Genomic DNA, 16,755 nt, shown 5'->3' with positions numbered 1-16,755 from the left:
ACAAGATAAACGTAAGAAGGATTAATTGATTGTAAAAAATTTAATCATAACAAGTTTTAATTAAAACTAAAGACCTTTTATACTACAAGTTAACTTCACAGAAACCCTACTATTCCTTCAAAAAATATACCACTTATTAGGTATTGGTTAAACTAAAATTTGGAGGTAAATTGAACAGTATTATTTCAATTATGGTGATTCCTAAATTTTCAGTCTCTAAAAGCTCTTTACCAAAAATAGGATACTTTTTTACATACTTCTTTTTCCTTTTATCTCTTGTATCAAAAGCGCAAGAACCAAAACTAATGTTGCCTATTGGTCATACAAGTTATTTAAAATCAATTAAAATTAGTCCAGAAGGGAAAAAAGCAATCACTGTTGGAGAAGATAAAAAAACAATCTTATGGGATATTGAAACAGGTTATCGATTGGCGGATCTAACTAACGAAAATATAGGATTAGATGATGTTCTTTTCAATGCAAACGGCACAAGAATTTTAGGAATGCTAAAATACGCAGATGGGACAAGCATTCCATTATGGAATGGAAAAACGGGCGAGCTAATAACTCGTTTAACACATACAAAAAGCATTAGATATGCTGAATTTAGCCCAGACAAGCAGAAAATTCTTACTACATCTTACGATGGATTGGTGAAGATTTGGGACCCCAACAATGGAACTTTACTAGATAGTTTAACAGTTAACACTTTAGTTTTTAAAGCTATTTTTAGTCAGGATGGGAAACAGATTGTAACCGCAGATGCACGGAGCATCATCATTTGGGATTTACTAAAAAAAGTGCCTTTATTTACTTTAGATGGCCATACAGATATAGTAGCGGATATAACCTTTAGTCCAGATCAATCAAAAATCCTATCCTCTTCTTATGATCATACTTCGAAAATGTGGGATGCAAAAACAGGAAAACTGCTTTATACACTTAACTTAAATGACAAACTGGAAGAAGCTTATTTTAATGTAACCGGTAATGTATTTGTAACTAGAGTAAATGGCTTTGACCATAAAAACATCAAATTATGGGATGCAAATACAGGTAACTTAATTGAAACGCTTAGCAATGATAAAGATGAACCTAGATTTGCCACTTTTAGTCATGATGGAAAAATAATTGCTTCGGGATCGAGCACAGACGAAGTAAAGATATGGGAGGTGCAAACTGGTAAACTTTTACAAACTTTAAAAGGGCATTACGGAGGAGCTAGGGTGGCTCAATTTACACAAGATGATTCAAAACTAATTGTTGGAACAGGCTCTACTAATACCAAGTTTTGGGATTTGAAAACAGGGAAATTGCTTTTTGATTTTAAAGGCGATGGGAATGGGGTATTAACTATAGCGATGAGTCCTGATGGAAAAAGACTAATTACACCAATGGGCAATTTAGCCCAAGTTTGGGATTTGGAAAAAAATACCTTGATTACCCAACTTAAGGGAGCTACTACAAATGCTATTGAAAAAATTGAGTTTTTGGACGATCAAAAAACATTAATTACAGATAATGCAACACAAACATTTACCAGAATATGGGATATTGAAAATGGAGACATGCTTGGTGGTCAAATGTATGCTCAAAACGATATTGAGCGAATAATTTATGGCAAAAGCTACCTTAAAGCATTGGTACGTTATAAAGATTCGAAAACCAATGAGATTTGGGATTTGCGCAAAGGCACGTTAATTTCTACACTAGATAAAAAATACAGTGGTTATCAAAATCGTTGGGCATTTACGCCAGATGAAACCAAATTAGTTACCGCCGCTGCTTCTGAAAACTTAATCAATATTTGGGATAGCAACACTGGCGAACTGGTTAGACAAATAGATAGAAAAAATAAAGTTACCATTAATCATTTGCTAATTACGCCAGACAATAAGCTATTGCTTTGCATCGATAATGAATCAAATGCAATGATATGGGAGTTGGCAACTGGCAATGAAATAGCTACAATTAACAATATGAGCGGAAAATTCTTTCACAACTTTGCTTTTATTGGCCACAAAAACTGGTTTTTAACATCAGATAAGGGTAATGCTAAGATCTGGGATATCAGTACTGGAGCCTTAGTAATGAATTTAGCTGGGGTTAAAGAATCCATCCGCTATTGGAAAATTAGTGCCGACAACAAAAGATTTTTAACTGCAGAATTCTATCAAGAAAATGCAAAATTATGGAATTTAGAAACTAAAAGATTAATTGCAGAATTACCTGGTGCTAAAAGGGAAGTCGGGAAAATAGCAGTGAGCTCAGATTGGAAATATATTATTATTAGCTCTTCTTTTGGCCCAAAAATTAATGTTTTTAATGGTATTGACGGAACATTGATACACTCGATTGATGCCCATAAAACTTCTACTTCAAATTTAATGTTAGCTGATGAAACAACTACATTTTTTAGTTATGGTAGCGATGAAATTAAGAGATGGGATTTAGTGACTGGCAAACTACTGATGAATTACAGTTGGCAAAAGAAATATGCTTCTTCTTTTGCTTATGATTATAAAACTAAACAGTTATTAGCTGGCTCATCTGGAGGAGAAATAAGATTATGGAATGCTGAAACGGGGGAAGTTATTAATAATTTTACAGGTCATACCAGTTATGTTTATGTAGTAAAATTTGGTCCAAAAGAAAATACTATTATTTCTTCTGCCGAAGATCAAACAGTTAAAATATGGAATAGCCTAACGGGAAAAAATATCAGTACGTTTTTCCCTGTAGGTGAGGCAGATTTTTTAAATAAAGTTAATTATGGCTATTATAAATCTTCTCCTGGGGCATCCAAACTTTTGCATTATGTAAGTAAAGACTTACAGCCAATTAATTTTGATCAACTAGATGTAAAATACAACAGGCCAGACAAAGTATTACAAGAAATGGGAAGTGCTGATACCTCATTAATTACAGCCTTTCATAAAGCTTATCTAAAAAGAATTAAAAAGCTGGGCATAGATACCGGTGCTTTTAGAGCAAATTTCGCCTTACCAACATTAACCATTGTAAATAGAGACAAGCTTGCCTTTGAGCAAAAGGAAAACCTAATTTCCATTCATGTTAAAGCTAGTGATTCGGCAAATAAAATTGATCGTTTTAATGTTTGGGTAAATGAAACTCCACTTTATGGTTTAAAAGGCATTAGTTTAAAATCTAAAAAAATTCAGGTTCTAGACACCACAATTACCATTAAACTTAGTGATGGAAACAATCAGATTGACGCTTCAATAACAAACGAAAACGGCACAGAAAGTTATAGAGTTCCAATATTAGTTAGGTATGCTCCAGAAAAGATTAGTTCAGAGAAACTCTATTTTATAGGCATTGGGATCAATGATTTTGCACAAAAAGAAAATAATTTAAAATGGAGTGTTAAAGATGTGCGTGATTTAGCTAAAGCAATGAAATTAAAATATGGCGAGAACATCCTAATTGACACACTATTTGACCAACAGGTAACTATCGCTAATGTAAGCGCCTTAAAAGAAAAACTCAAACAAAGTAACATTAATGACAGGGTGATCATAACCTATTCTGGCCATGGCTTATTAAATAAAGATTTTGACTATTTTTTATCTACCTACGATGTTGATTTTAACAAACCAGAAAAAAATGGTTTAGCATACGATGTTTTAGAAGATTTGTTAGACAATATACCAGCTCGCAAAAAACTGCTTTTAATAGACGCTTGCCATAGCGGTGAGCTAGACAAAGATGAGTTGCTTAAAATAAATAATGCCGAACAAAGTTTAGCGAAAAACAATACTCAAGGGGGAAAAGGGGTTAAAGTAATAAATACTGGCAATAAGAAAGCTAATATGAAATCTAGCCTAGAACTCATGCAACAATTATTTGTAAACGTGGGTAGAAGTACTGGAGCAACTGTAATTTCTGCCGCAGCAGGAACTCAATTTGCATTAGAAAAAAATGATTTAAAAAATGGTGTATTTAGTTACAGCATTTTGGAATACATGCAAGCAAATCCGCATGCAACGGTAAATGATCTTAAAAAATATGTAAATAAACGAGTAGCTGAATTAACTGCAGGCTTACAAATTCCCACTACAAGAAACGAAACCAAAAACTTGAATTGGCAAGTTTGGTAAATCAAAAAAAAATAATCACAGATTAACCGATTAAAATCTGCTAATCTGTGGCTAAAAATTTATTTAATAATTAAAGTACTTATAGAATGAGGTTGGCTCACCGTTTCGGCAGCACTTCCTTTTATCCATAATTGATAAGGTAATTTTTGGTCTGTATTGTTCATGACCACAACTGCAATTGAACCATCTGGATTTTGAAACGCAGTGCTAATTAACATTGAACGACTAGGCGAACTGATAATTCTTTTCGCCCCTGGCTTAATGAATTTAGAGAAGTGGCCAATGTAATAATAAGAGTTAGTATACAAAAGTTTGCCTGTTCTTAAATCTGCGTGAATAGGGGCAAAACAGAAATTACCAACATGATTTGGTCCACCGTTTTCATCTAAAAGGATGTTCCAATCTGTCCAAGTGGTTGTCCCAGCATTAAAATCATTAATCATCGAAAGTCCATAACGTTCGCCTAAGGTCCAGTCATTAATTCTATCAAAGCCAAATTTCTCTACACAACCTTCAGTGAAAATTAACTGTTTTGTAGGGAAAGCTTCGTTAACTCTTTTTAAGTTTTCGAAGTTTTGAGTGCTACCAGTCCATGTTTCATACCAGTGAAAACCAATACCCCAAATGTATTTAGCTGCCAAAGGGTCTTCCAACAAAGTTGATGCTCTTTGATAAATTAAATCGCGGTTATGGTCCCAAGCAATTAATTTCTTGCTAGCCATATTGTTTTTCTGCAAAGTTGGACCTAAAAAATTCTTGATGAAGTCTCTCTCCTCTTCAGCAGTATAAAGACATGATTCCCATCTTTGGGTTGCCATTGGTTCATTTTGTACTGTTAAGCCCCAAATTGGCATTCCAGCTTTTTCATATTCTTGTATAAACCTTACATAATAATTAGCCCATGATTGGTTATAGGCAGGCAGTAAAGTTCCTCCCTTTAGCATGTTATTATTGCTCTTCATCCACGCAGGTGGGCTCCAAGGACTTACGAATAAGTTTATTTTTCCTCCAGCAGTTGCTGTAGCTTGTTTAATTAATGGAATTTTAAACTTGCGATCGTGATCAATATTAAAGGTTTTTAAAGCCTTATCATTATCCTCAACATAGGTATAGGTATCGCTGCTAAAATCGCAACTATTAATATTTGTACGAGCAATTGTATAGCCAATTCCTTTTGTTTTATCGTAATAAGCGGTTAGCAATTCTTGCTGAGTAGCTTTTGGCATTTTTGCAAAAACCTCTGCAGATGCATCCGTAATTGCACCACCAACTCCTATAAAAGTTTGAAACTTTCTATTTGGATCTACAAATACCAAAGTTTGGGTTTCCAATGGTTGCTTTAAAGTTTTAAAAGTTAAAATATCGGTTTGCGACATTGGCTTGTCTGAACCTTTAACAGTGGAATAAACTGTTACTTTTTTGCTTGCATAAGAAACTGGTTTTTGTTGTGCAAAAGCCGTAACGTTTGCTAATAACAAAGTAGCTAATAGCACTAGTTGATTAGATTTGTTCATTTGTATTTGAAGTTTGATTCGATAAAATCGATATGCAATTTCTTCATTTTAAAGGCACAAACCAATAGTTAGGCATCCTTTACTTGGTATAATTCTACGCAAAGGTTTGCCTAATCACTTAAAGAGGGTATTTATAAAATATGTAGGGTTTTTGTAGTGGTAGTAACACACTTATTCTATTGTTAAATTGATTAATTGCTGGCTTTTCTAAAATCAAAAAGGCTCAAGACCAGCGAGGTCGTATGTCTATAGCTAAATATGCAATTATGGTGTGCGACCCCAGCTGGGGTCGAATGTATGCTTTGTGATTTCCTACAGATATTTTATCCCGCTGGGATAAACAATTACTAGCAAGTTCACTAAAAAAATTATCCCAACTCTTCCACAACTGTGGGATGAACTTTAACTTCTTTTTCAGACACCAATTTACTCACTCTAGACATTAAGAAGATACTAATAAGCGTAATCACAACAATTACATAACCAACAACATTGTAATTTTCTAAAGGACTAAACTTACTTTCTTGCACTACAATTAAACCAGACACCGCAGCAGCAACACCACCAGCAATTTGTTGTAGCGAAGCATTGATACTCATGAACGCACCTCTATCTTCTAAATCTGGAATGGCACTGGTTAATGCCGATGAAGGAACCATTCTGCTCATGATGCCCATCATCATTAAAATATTAAGGCCAACTACAATCCAAAATGGAGTGATCGCTAAGTTGGTATAAATAACACACATGATCATCATCCATAATGAGGCAACCATAAATATTTTAAACTTGCTAATGCTATCACTTAATTTTCCGATAAGCGGCATGATTACCAATGAACTTATCCCAGAAATCATTAACAGCATTATCAATTGGTCATTACTAACACCTAGGTTGTTAATGGCAAACGCACTTCCGAAAGGCATCATCATAAAGCCACCAATTGATAACAAAGCTGTAGAAGTAAAACCAACTCTATGTCTTTTCTTAGCAACGGTATGCCATAGGTGCATAAATGCTGATCTATCCCTTTGCACTAATAGGTGAGTAGTTATAGGTTTCAACTTTAACATAATGACAAGCGCTATAATAATAGCCAAACCGGCAATCATCCAAAATGGAGCTTCCCAACCCCAAATGTTAGCTAGGTATAAACCAATTGGCACACCTAAAACCTGACTAGCGCCAAAGCCCATTTGCAAAAAGCCCATTACCCTACCTCGTTGTTGTAGGCTAAAGATATCGGTAATAATAGCCATAGAAATTGAACCAATTACGCCACCAAATAAACCTGTTATAATTCTTGCTGCAACTAGTTCTACGTACGTATGCGCTAATCCGCAGAAAATAGTACCTGCAATAAAACCAATGTAAAAGAATAATAACAGTTTTTTTCGATCAAAACGGTCTGCAAAACCTGCGGTTAACAACCCAGACAAACCAGCACTAAATGCATAAGCCGAAACTGCTATCCCAAAAGCGGAAGGTTTTAAGGAAAGTGATTTCATTAAAATATCGCCTAATGGCGACATCACCATGAAATCTAATATTACCGTGAACTGCGTTATAGCCAAAAGGAAAATCGCTAATTTTTGATAGCCCGTAAATGGCGTAGCTTCTGGTGTTGATTTCATTTAGTTAAGTTAATTCACAGCAAAAGTGGCCGTGAGTCTTTATAAGTTCTATTACTTGTTGATGGTTTAGCGATTCGGAAACTATTCTCAATACAAAATCCTCATCATCTAAGGCAACATTCCATTTAGAAATAGCTGAATGATTATCTAAAATAGATTGCAATTTCGCCTTACAATCTTCAGTCTTGATATCAGTTTTAAACAATAAGATATGGTCTAGGTTTTCCATACTTTTAATTTTTTAACGCTTTAATTACTAAATCAAATGTTTGCCATAAAACTTCATCAGTCATTTTAAATGGTTTACCACCCACGCTTTGCCCTTCATTATCAAACCTTACCAATGAATATAAGGGTGCATAAGCCACAGACCAAAAAACCTCTAATGGCATAGGATTCATTTCGCCCCTGGCTACTACATTATGCATAAACTCACTAATAACGACCTTAAATTTTTTCATGAAGGTTTCTAGGAACTTAACTTGATAGGTTGAAGTTCGCAGCTGCTCGAAAAACTGGTAAGCTAATGGATTTCCAACAACATAAGCATATCGATTTAACCATTGAATGCGCATTCCTTCTTCAAATGAGAGTGATGGCGTGAAATTTTCTATCATCGCAGTAGCCATTTTCTCACCTTCTTCATGCGCAAGGCTGATGATTAAATCGTCTTTGTCTTTATAATAGATGTAAAGTGTGGCAACAGAAATGCTACAAGCTTTGGCCAGCTTATTCATGCTAAATCCTTCAAAACCATCTTTAACTAGGCTTTCAAGTGCTTTTTGTTTTACTAGCTGAACTTTTTCTTCATCTCTTACTCGCATTCAGCAAATATAAGTGAATATTCATTCATTTATAAAATGTTTGAGGTTTTATTTTATATTTAACCAGCCAGTTTGATTATTTGCATCCAAAACCAACTGAAAATCGCCATAAGTACCAAGTACATTAAGGGTTTGTCCTTCTTTTAAATCTAACTTTACAGCTGCATCATATTCTGGTTTATCGAATAGCGATTGTGCTATTTTAATTTTTATTTTATTAAGTGGTTTTGAAACAGTTGTTAACGTTTTGCCTAATAAGTAACCTGTTTTCCCATCTGGCAATTCTAATCTATAATTATTTCCAGTTGCAGCCATAACTCTTAATACCGTTCCAGCTTTAAGACTGATATCATCAAGGCTGGTGTTTGAGAGTGTTCGCATAGTAGTGTTTAAATTAGTTAATGATGTTGCTATTTTTGGCAGAGTTTCAATTGCTGGATTGATAAAAGGATATGGGTCTATTGCTCCACCACTTGTATAAATGCCGAAATGTAAATGCGGTGGACCGCCTTGCGCATTGCCAGTATTGCCCATCCTACCTAAGGTATTACCATAATTAACAACTTGGCCTTCTGTTACGTTTTGTTCATCCAAATGGGCATAATATAAAGTATAATCTTTTCCGGCTGGCCTAAACCACACTACTTTCCCTCCCAAATTATTTGTATTTACACCTGTTACCCTACCCGAAGCAACTGCAATAACCGGAGTTCTAAAAGGCGCAAAAATATCTACACCCTCATGTCGTCGAGTATTATTATCCCTGCCAACTCCCCATAAACTTTGAATTTGATTTTTACTTGCAGCTTTTAAGGGATAGTTTAAGGATGGTCCTGTTGTAATTTCTAAAGTATACTCTCCACTGCCTAATAATTCTGGTTGCAGCCTTAAAATATAGGTGCCAGATTTATCAGCATCAAGCTGGATGGGATTTCCTAAGGTGTCGCTAGAACTTAGCAACTTAAATTCAGTGGTTGCTGTTGTTTCCCAGACATCAGCATAAATCATAAAACCAAGATCAGGTTTTTTCGTGATTTTAACTTCCAACTTTTGACCTCTCAATAGGTTAAATCGAAAGGCAGCCACATCAACCTTTTCTGCAGAAAAATATCCTTTCTCTTGATACGGCAATTTAATTGGTAATGCTTTTTGCAGGCTTTGTTGTGCATTATTAATCCACATGGTACCCATTGTTGTTTGATTAAGCCCTGCATTAATCAATTTCCTTTCATATTCTTGATGTGGCGAAGCTGGTTTTAGTAAATTAAAAGGTCCACTTTTACACGATGACAAAAATAAAATGCAAAGACATATTTTTGCTAATTGAATAGCTTTATTGCTAAAATTCTTCATTTTATGACTCTTTTTTACCCCAACCATTTTTCATTTTTTTATATGATTTCTTGCTTACGGTTTTTTTCCTTTTAGTCCGAGAAATTCCTTTCTTTTTTCTGGCGTTGATGTTATTAACCAAAGAGTTTTTAACACCAAGTTTATTCTTCTTAGTTCTCTTTTTAGATTTTGTCTTTGCCTTCTTTTTTGCTCGTGCCATTTTTCACTTTAAAGAACAACAAGTCAATTAATTAAATGGTTTAGAAGTAGCTTATTTTTTAGAATTGATTATTAGCATTATGTCAATGAAGAATTTTGATGTGACGAGAGAATACCCGAAAGCATATATCATTTAGTTAGCAAGTACGATCGTGAGGGTGATTTCCACAAAAGCTATTCCACATCTTATCCAGATGCCAACGATAAATCAATCGCAAAACAAAAAGGAGTAAAACAAGGCTTTGGCATTTCTATACATGGTAAAAAGCCAAATGCAAAAAGATTGGACAAATTGTTGCATCACCATACAAAACAAGGATATGGACACCTTATTGAAATATGTTGGCGATGGAACAGTTATAGAGATTAAAAAATAACTTATTCGTTTTCGTGAATCTTATTCCAAATATCTTCGTAATCTGCTGGATGCCTTTTGAATTGAGCATGCACATAAGGGCAAAGCGGAACAACTTTTAAGCTATTTTCTCTAGCATAAACCACCATGGCATTAAGCATTAATTTTGCCAAACCTTTCCCTTCTGCCTTTGGAGAAACTTCTGTATGGTAAACAATCAAATCTTTATCAACTAGGGCCAATACCATTTCGCCAAGTTGTTCATCACCATCTAAAACTACAAAAGCACCTTGGTTTTTTTCGTTTAGGTTTAATTTTACTTCTTCCATATCTTTAGTGTTTATTGTTCTGAATTATAGGTTTCTATTAACGCTTTGGCTTGTGTTTCCCAATCCTCTTCTAATTCATCATCCCCCAAGAAACCAAAAAGATTTTCGAAATCCAAGTCTTCACTTTTATCATTAAAAGCACCTGCAATAGCTAAATATTTTTTCACTTCTCCATCTTCATCGAAGCTTACCTCATAAGCGTAATAGGTCTTATCGCCTTCTTTTATTTTACCTAAAAGTTTAATCTCTTGTGGATAATAATCCTCTTCATTTGCGTAGTTATAAACCATTAGTTTGCCAAATTCATCGTGTTTCCGATATTTTAATGGCACTTCTTTTAACCTTCCAGCTGTCTTGTAAGCTTGCATAATTTCATACCTTGTACTTAAACTATCTAATTGCTCACTTAACATTTTTATGTCTAAAGGCAAATTCAGTTTAATTCGGGTTGCTAACGCCGTGGTGTGCATATAAATAGAAGAGTCTAATTTAAACACCTTTTTGGTAAACTCATCTGCCAAAGGTTTTAAAGCTAGCTTTGTTAAAATATTTAAATATGAATAAACATTTGAGGGATAGTCGCTTGGCTTAGAAATGTATTCATCAATATCTGAGATTGCCTTTGCAACAATTTTTTCCTTATTGGTATTAATTAAATCTTGATATAACGCTTTGTTATCATCTCCTAGCATTTGAGAAACAATGGTTAAAATTTGAGTTCTGTAACCTTCATCGTTCATTAATGGGATGAGCTCATTTAAATGTTTACCTGCGAATGAAAGTGAGTCATTTAAGGGGCGAAATAAACCCCAATAGTCTTTTATTTTTAAAGGTGGTGTTTCGATCAATTTTTTAAGGTACCAATCGTAATTGGTAGAATCAATAGCTGGTATTGAGCCTAAAATTTTAGCACGGATAACATCTGGATTTTTTGCTTGATATAATTCTTTAAGAAAAGGAATGGTGGTTTCATTTTTTAATTCTTTCAACTTACCAATCAATCTTCCTCTTACACCATAACCTATTGTATCATCATCATAAGTTAATCTTAATGCTTTATAAATAATGGGCAATTCATCCTTCTCAAAACCATAGTAATTTAATGCCTTAAATGCCGCTTTAAATGTAGTGGTGTCTTTGCTTTTCAAGTCGGCCATGATTAAATCGGCCTTAGAAGAAAACAAATTTATAGTTGAAGGATGTGGTGTGTAATTGATATTATTAAAAAAGTCTATCGATTGCTTCCCTAATATCTCTTCCTTGCTGGTTAGGGTAGTTTGAAAATAAAATTGATCTTTATCAATCCAAATGCGAAGCTTTTTCTCTGTTCCAGCTAAAGTATCTTTTGCGGTGTATTGCTTTGCTTTAATACTGCCGATAAGGATATCTTCTATTTTGATCAAGCTATCTGTTTCACCCTTTAATCCGTCTAACAGTGTTTTATATAAAGTATCTAAACTTTTGTAGCGAGCATACTTACTAATTTTGGCAGATTGCAGACCATAAACCCCTCCAGTATTATTGTTAACGGCATAATACAACTTCGTGTTTTGTATCTCTCCTTCATCTTCGTCTTCACTCGGCATGGTTAAAGGTTTGCTTGGCATTTGCACTTTTAAATTTCCTACACTGAAAGGAATAGTTGGTGATGCAATATAGTTTTCAAATTTAAAAGATTTGAAGAAAGGGTCTTCCTCTGGTTTTTGTTCCCCATTTAAATTTTGCTTTAAGAGCATATAAGTTCTATTGCCCCTTACAAACATTTGTGCTTCCATGTGGTAACCTTGCATGACCATCTCAACTGATCGTCCTTCGTAGCCATCTTTAAAAATCTTTGTGGGACCGCTAATAATCTCTGCTTTTCCTTCAAATGGTTTTGTTAAGGATTCAAAAACCACAGGTAGATTAGCTAAATATAATCCTGTCGGGAAATCATTATATCTCAAAATATAATTGATCAGCCTAACTTGGTCTGTTGCCAAATACATGTTAATTTGATAGGGGTAATCTGGAAAATTTGGGTTGGCAACTTCTTTTTTAAGTTCTTCGGGTTTTAAAGGCATTTTAACCGAAAAGGCACCGGCTTCATTTTTATGAGTAATCCAATTATCAGCACTAACAGCAACAGGTTTAGTGCTGTGAAAAGATTCTAAAAAATGATTACCAAAATAATCATGCAAGTTGTTTTTTGGCCCTTCTACAGAAACTGTGAAAAACTGACTGTTGTTATATTGAATTATCGTTCTAACAAATTTGCTTTTTGTTTTGGCTTCAAGTTCTAAGGCCGCAATGCCATCTTTAACTATTTTCTTTTGGCTGATTATTTCTACTGCTTCACTTTCAGCGTATGTTTTAGCTACTGTATCTAAATAACTTTCGGCATTGGCTGCTGTAATTGGACCTGTAAAACTAGCAGTTGCTGTAAATATTGTTTCAGTAGAAATATCTGAGTAAACAGTTACCGCAGACGTGCCTTTTTGAAACTTGCGGGCAGGCAATGATGGGAAATCTATGTTATAATTATACGTTGGATCTATATGATGATACCAATCCATTTTAGCATAATCAATTTGATAGTTTTTGGCAACACCAGTAAAGGTTGAGGTTACAGGCCTAACTTTATATCCATCTTTTTTAAGCAAGGCAATAAGTCCTTTATCGCCGGGTAAGTGAGCAGCGCCAACAACGGTAAAGACAGTTTCATTTTTAAACAGTTCTTTCATTCCGTTAGCCATTACAAGGTTACGAGCAATCGAATTGTCAGCATCTTCTACACCTTCCTCATCTTTCAGAAAATCATATATCTCATTAATATTTCCTCTAGCATACACAGCAATCATCTCTTCTACATATTCTTTTTGCTGTTCATTGTCGTCAAATAAAGCCAAAATATCTTCGTCGTCCTCATACAACAATTCCATTTGGTCCTCAATTTTCTCTAAGCCAAATATTTTTTTCTTCAATGTTCTGGCAATACCGTATAAATAAGCATCTACAAATGATGGCATATCATCAGGTTTAGCGTAATCTGGTTTCATTAATGCCGAAATCAATATCGGATTATTTAAGGTGGCACTATCTGCTTCAAAGCCATTTTTAGCCTTAAATCTTTTCATTAAGGTATCAATTTGCGCAGAAGATAATAGTTTTAGCACATCTCTTTTTACAACTTTCTCCTTGCTTTCATCGAAATAAGATTTGTTAACACTATCAGGATGTACTTCCATTACAAAAGCAGAACTTGAATCCATTGCTTTAATCACTGAATCGCTGAAATTAAAAATCCGTTTATCCTTTAGGTGCATGGATCCAAATAAGTAGGATGGCTTTTTAAGTCCATTACCACTTATTTCCCAGAGTAAACTGTATTTGGTAGGTTGCTGAGCGTAACTTTTAGAAAGGAAAGCAAAAAACAAAAAAGAGAACACATAGATTTTTAACAAAAACCTATTCAAAGAGGAAAATTTCATATTAAACAATAGCGCAATTTACGGATGGTTTAAGATAAATAATATTTAGAATTTTTAAGGTCTATTCTAAATTTATTCCATAATTGCTTTTGCTTGTTTAGCCCATTAACCTTACTGGCCCCAACATTCCATTAGAATATACTGGCTGATTTTTCCCTTTAATCCATTTTATAGAATCCTTATTGGTTTTTAGCGACCCAACGTAATTACCCATTGTTGTGGTAATTTTAATTACAATGGAATTACTGCCTAATTTTAAAAGCCCACCAAGCGAATATATCCTATCACCATACCATTTTACACCTGCACTTTTTCCGTTAATTATCAGTTCACAAACACCGTGTACTTTTCCCAAATCTAGATAATTTGCTTTAAGAATATCGGTTACATTGACTGTATTTTCATAAATGGCAACACCGCCAAAAATGCTCAAATCAACATCATCTTTAAAATCAACCAACTTAGCTAAAGTAATCTGTTTCGTACTACCATCTAAATGATTTAAACTCAATTTCCAAGGCGTTGAAATCGTTATTGCAGTCTTTTCATTTGGTTTAATAATGGAATATTTTTTACCAGTTTTATTTTCATCAAATACAATTAATTTTGATTCTGCTGGCCCCAATGGGATGTGTAATTTATTGCTAGCGCCATTTGTTGGATATAGCATTCTAGAACCATCTTCCGCATTCCAAATCCATGCAGTTTTACTGAGAGCTACATCAAATTCTGCGTTAAACTCGTGTCGTTTATCCTTACTATAATTGGAGATGAAGAAACAATCTAAAGCTCCATATTTATAATATACCTGACTAACAGAAGAGCTTGGTTTATCAATTTTAATAAATGGTTTAATTCCTGCTTTTGTTTGTAAATCTTTATACCAAGTTAAAATTTCGCCAGTTGGCGAAGGGTATTCGATGGCATTTGTTGGATATTTTTGTTTTGCCTGTTTGATAGTATCAAGAACTTGCTTATCCATTGCCTTTCCTTTTAAACCGGGTGCATGGCTTGGCTGTTTGCCAATGAATATAACTTTTCCGCCAGATGCGATATAGTTACTTATTGACTTTGCCGTATCCGGATGCATTGTTTCTAACTCAACAACTATTAAGGTTTTATATATTCTTGGTCCATAAGTTAGTTTGCCATTGGCAGATTTAGAATTTTGCAAAACATATTCGCTTACATAATCGCAACCGCCTCCATTTTGATGAATAGCTTCCCAAACATTATGAGCATAATCTGGAAAAGCTTTTTCTGGAAAAGGATCCCACTGCACGCTGTATTTGCTCCATAAATCTACCAATGGATGCATCAAAGCAATATCAGAGCGCATTTCACCTTCTTGAAAAATTGTAGATAATCGAGCTTTATAGGCAATCCATAGCTTAAAAAATTCATTGATTGGATTTCTTTCATTTACAAAAGTGCCATACCGAACCCAGCCTGGGAAAGGCGCATCTGGCGGACTGTAATTGAAACCGTGAATAATGCTATGATTTACACCAGAAAGATTGCTCTGATCTCCAGTTAATTTAATCATTTCCATTGTGGCATTAAAAACTACTTCGGTGTTGGTAATCTCTTCGCATGACACCAATTTTTTCCCGCTCAATTTAGCACCAGATGCTACAAATTTATTTACTGGAGAATAAGTTCTTCCTTGTGTATAATCATAATCCTTTAAGTCCTCCCCCACATATTTACGCATCCATGTTTCGCATTCTGGAATATCAATGCTCATGCTAGAATCTGATGGATGATATTCTCTTCCATAGGCTTGTACCCTCGATAAAACACCATTTTGTTTACACCAGGTTAAAAAGACATCTAAAAATCTTTCCTTAAAAAGTTCCATTTTTGTAGTCTCAAAATCGAAACGAATTCGCTCTACTTGATCTTGTAATTCTGATGAAAATTGTGCCCCATAAACCTCATTTATTGGCCTACCGTGTGTACCTGTTTTAAATAAAATGAATGGCAAATGTGGTCGCAAGGCATAACCTCTTCTTTTATCAAATTCCGCTTCAAAATCATCACACCAATTGGCTCCTTGCAACTCTAGGCTATCTACAAAAACAGATCTAAATAAATTACCCATCGATCCTAGTTTAGGTTTTATTGCATCTGATAATTTATTAAGATACATTTCGACCGCTATTTTATTATAGTGGTTTAATACAGGTCCATTTGCACCTGGAGCGCCATAAATTACATTCATGTAGCCTGTAATTTTTACTAGGAAATATAAAACGTGTTTGCCTTCTGGGATATTTAAAGTGATAATTTCTTGATTAATTTTACTGTCAAGATCTATCGCATCTGCTGGATTTTTAAGCGAGGCAGGAGCTAGTCTTAAAAAACTCAATTCTTTATAAGGTGTTTTATTTTTTGAGGCTAAAGCTGGGTCGACTAGCTTTAATAAATCTGCACGATTAACTTCTATGGTTTGTGGACCAGTAAAATCCTTTGTACCCAAGGCCATCATCTGGGTTTGCTCATCTTTTGTTAAAAACTCTGCTCCAAATGGCCAGCCAGAACCCATGATAATATCGCAAACCAATCCACGTTGCTTTGCACCTTCTACTGCGGTTTTCAGCATATCAAGCCACTCATCGCTTAACCAGTTCATTTCCTTATAATTTAAAGGATTTGAGGTGTCAGGAAACCTGATGGAATTAATTTCTACACCACCAACACCAGCCGCTTTTAATATATCAAGCTCACGCAAAAGTTCAGCTTTTACTACCCTGTTGCCGTTCCACCACCATCTTACAAATGGTTTCGCCGCACCCTTTGGATTTTTAAATAATTCATATAAATCTTCTTTTGGAGAAAATGCTGTATGATCATACCAAGCTGCCTGAGCAGTTAATTTACTTAATGGAATACCAGCAAGCGTTATAGAACCCAACTGTAAAAATCTTCTTCTGTGCAGTTTCATATTTGATTGG

The 16,755-nt window shown here is 34.6% G+C and carries 9 protein-coding genes; 1 reads left to right on the top strand and 8 read right to left on the bottom strand.

Annotated features, from left to right (window positions below):
• Positions 1-305 precede the first annotated feature (305 nt).
• Positions 306-4,121 carry a caspase family protein gene (locus R2Q59_RS17170; protein ID WP_316786471.1) on the top strand — a complete coding sequence of 1,272 codons (3,816 nt, stop codon included), beginning with the start codon at positions 306-308 and terminating at the stop codon, positions 4,119-4,121.
• 59 nt (positions 4,122-4,180) lie between these two features.
• Here R2Q59_RS17170 and R2Q59_RS17165 read toward each other — a convergent pair whose 3' ends face one another.
• The 8 genes from R2Q59_RS17165 to R2Q59_RS17130 all read right to left on the bottom strand — a co-directional run bounded on the left by R2Q59_RS17165 (position 4,181) and on the right by R2Q59_RS17130 (position 16,745).
• Positions 4,181-5,635, bottom strand: a complete 1,455-nt coding sequence (locus R2Q59_RS17165; RefSeq protein ID WP_316786469.1) for a glycoside hydrolase family 30 protein — start codon at positions 5,633-5,635, stop codon at positions 4,181-4,183.
• A 368-nt stretch (positions 5,636-6,003) separates the two neighbouring features.
• Positions 6,004-7,269, bottom strand: coding sequence for an MFS transporter (locus R2Q59_RS17160; protein WP_316771234.1), 1,266 nt, complete (start codon positions 7,267-7,269; stop codon positions 6,004-6,006).
• A gap of 4 nt (positions 7,270-7,273) precedes the next feature.
• Positions 7,274-7,498, bottom strand: a complete 225-nt coding sequence (locus R2Q59_RS17155; protein WP_316771232.1) for a hypothetical protein — start codon at positions 7,496-7,498, stop codon at positions 7,274-7,276.
• A 4-nt stretch (positions 7,499-7,502) separates the two neighbouring features.
• Positions 7,503-8,093 (bottom strand): TetR/AcrR family transcriptional regulator, encoded by a 591-nt coding sequence (locus tag R2Q59_RS17150; RefSeq protein WP_316771231.1) that lies wholly within the window; start codon positions 8,091-8,093, stop codon positions 7,503-7,505.
• A gap of 48 nt (positions 8,094-8,141) precedes the next feature.
• Positions 8,142-9,446, bottom strand: coding sequence for a M23 family metallopeptidase (locus R2Q59_RS17145; protein WP_316786467.1), 1,305 nt, complete (start codon positions 9,444-9,446; stop codon positions 8,142-8,144).
• A gap of 576 nt (positions 9,447-10,022) precedes the next feature.
• The gene (locus R2Q59_RS17140) at positions 10,023-10,328 is read right to left on the bottom strand and encodes a GNAT family N-acetyltransferase (protein ID WP_316786465.1); all 306 of its coding nucleotides are present in this window, start codon (positions 10,326-10,328) and stop codon (positions 10,023-10,025) included.
• 11 nt (positions 10,329-10,339) lie between these two features.
• Positions 10,340-13,798 carry a TraB/GumN family protein gene (locus R2Q59_RS17135; protein WP_316786462.1) on the bottom strand — a complete coding sequence of 1,153 codons (3,459 nt, stop codon included), beginning with the start codon at positions 13,796-13,798 and terminating at the stop codon, positions 10,340-10,342.
• A gap of 97 nt (positions 13,799-13,895) precedes the next feature.
• Complete coding sequence (locus R2Q59_RS17130) at positions 13,896-16,745, bottom strand: glycosyl hydrolase (protein WP_316786459.1); 2,850 nt, start codon at positions 16,743-16,745, stop codon at positions 13,896-13,898.
• Positions 16,746-16,755: the final 10 nt, after the last annotated feature.

Source organism: Pedobacter frigiditerrae (assembly GCF_032678705.1).
Classification (GTDB): domain Bacteria; phylum Bacteroidota; class Bacteroidia; order Sphingobacteriales; family Sphingobacteriaceae; genus Pedobacter; species Pedobacter frigiditerrae_A.
The sequence above is the reverse complement of the archived record's forward strand: the minus strand, read 5'-3'. Positions and strand labels throughout refer to the sequence as shown.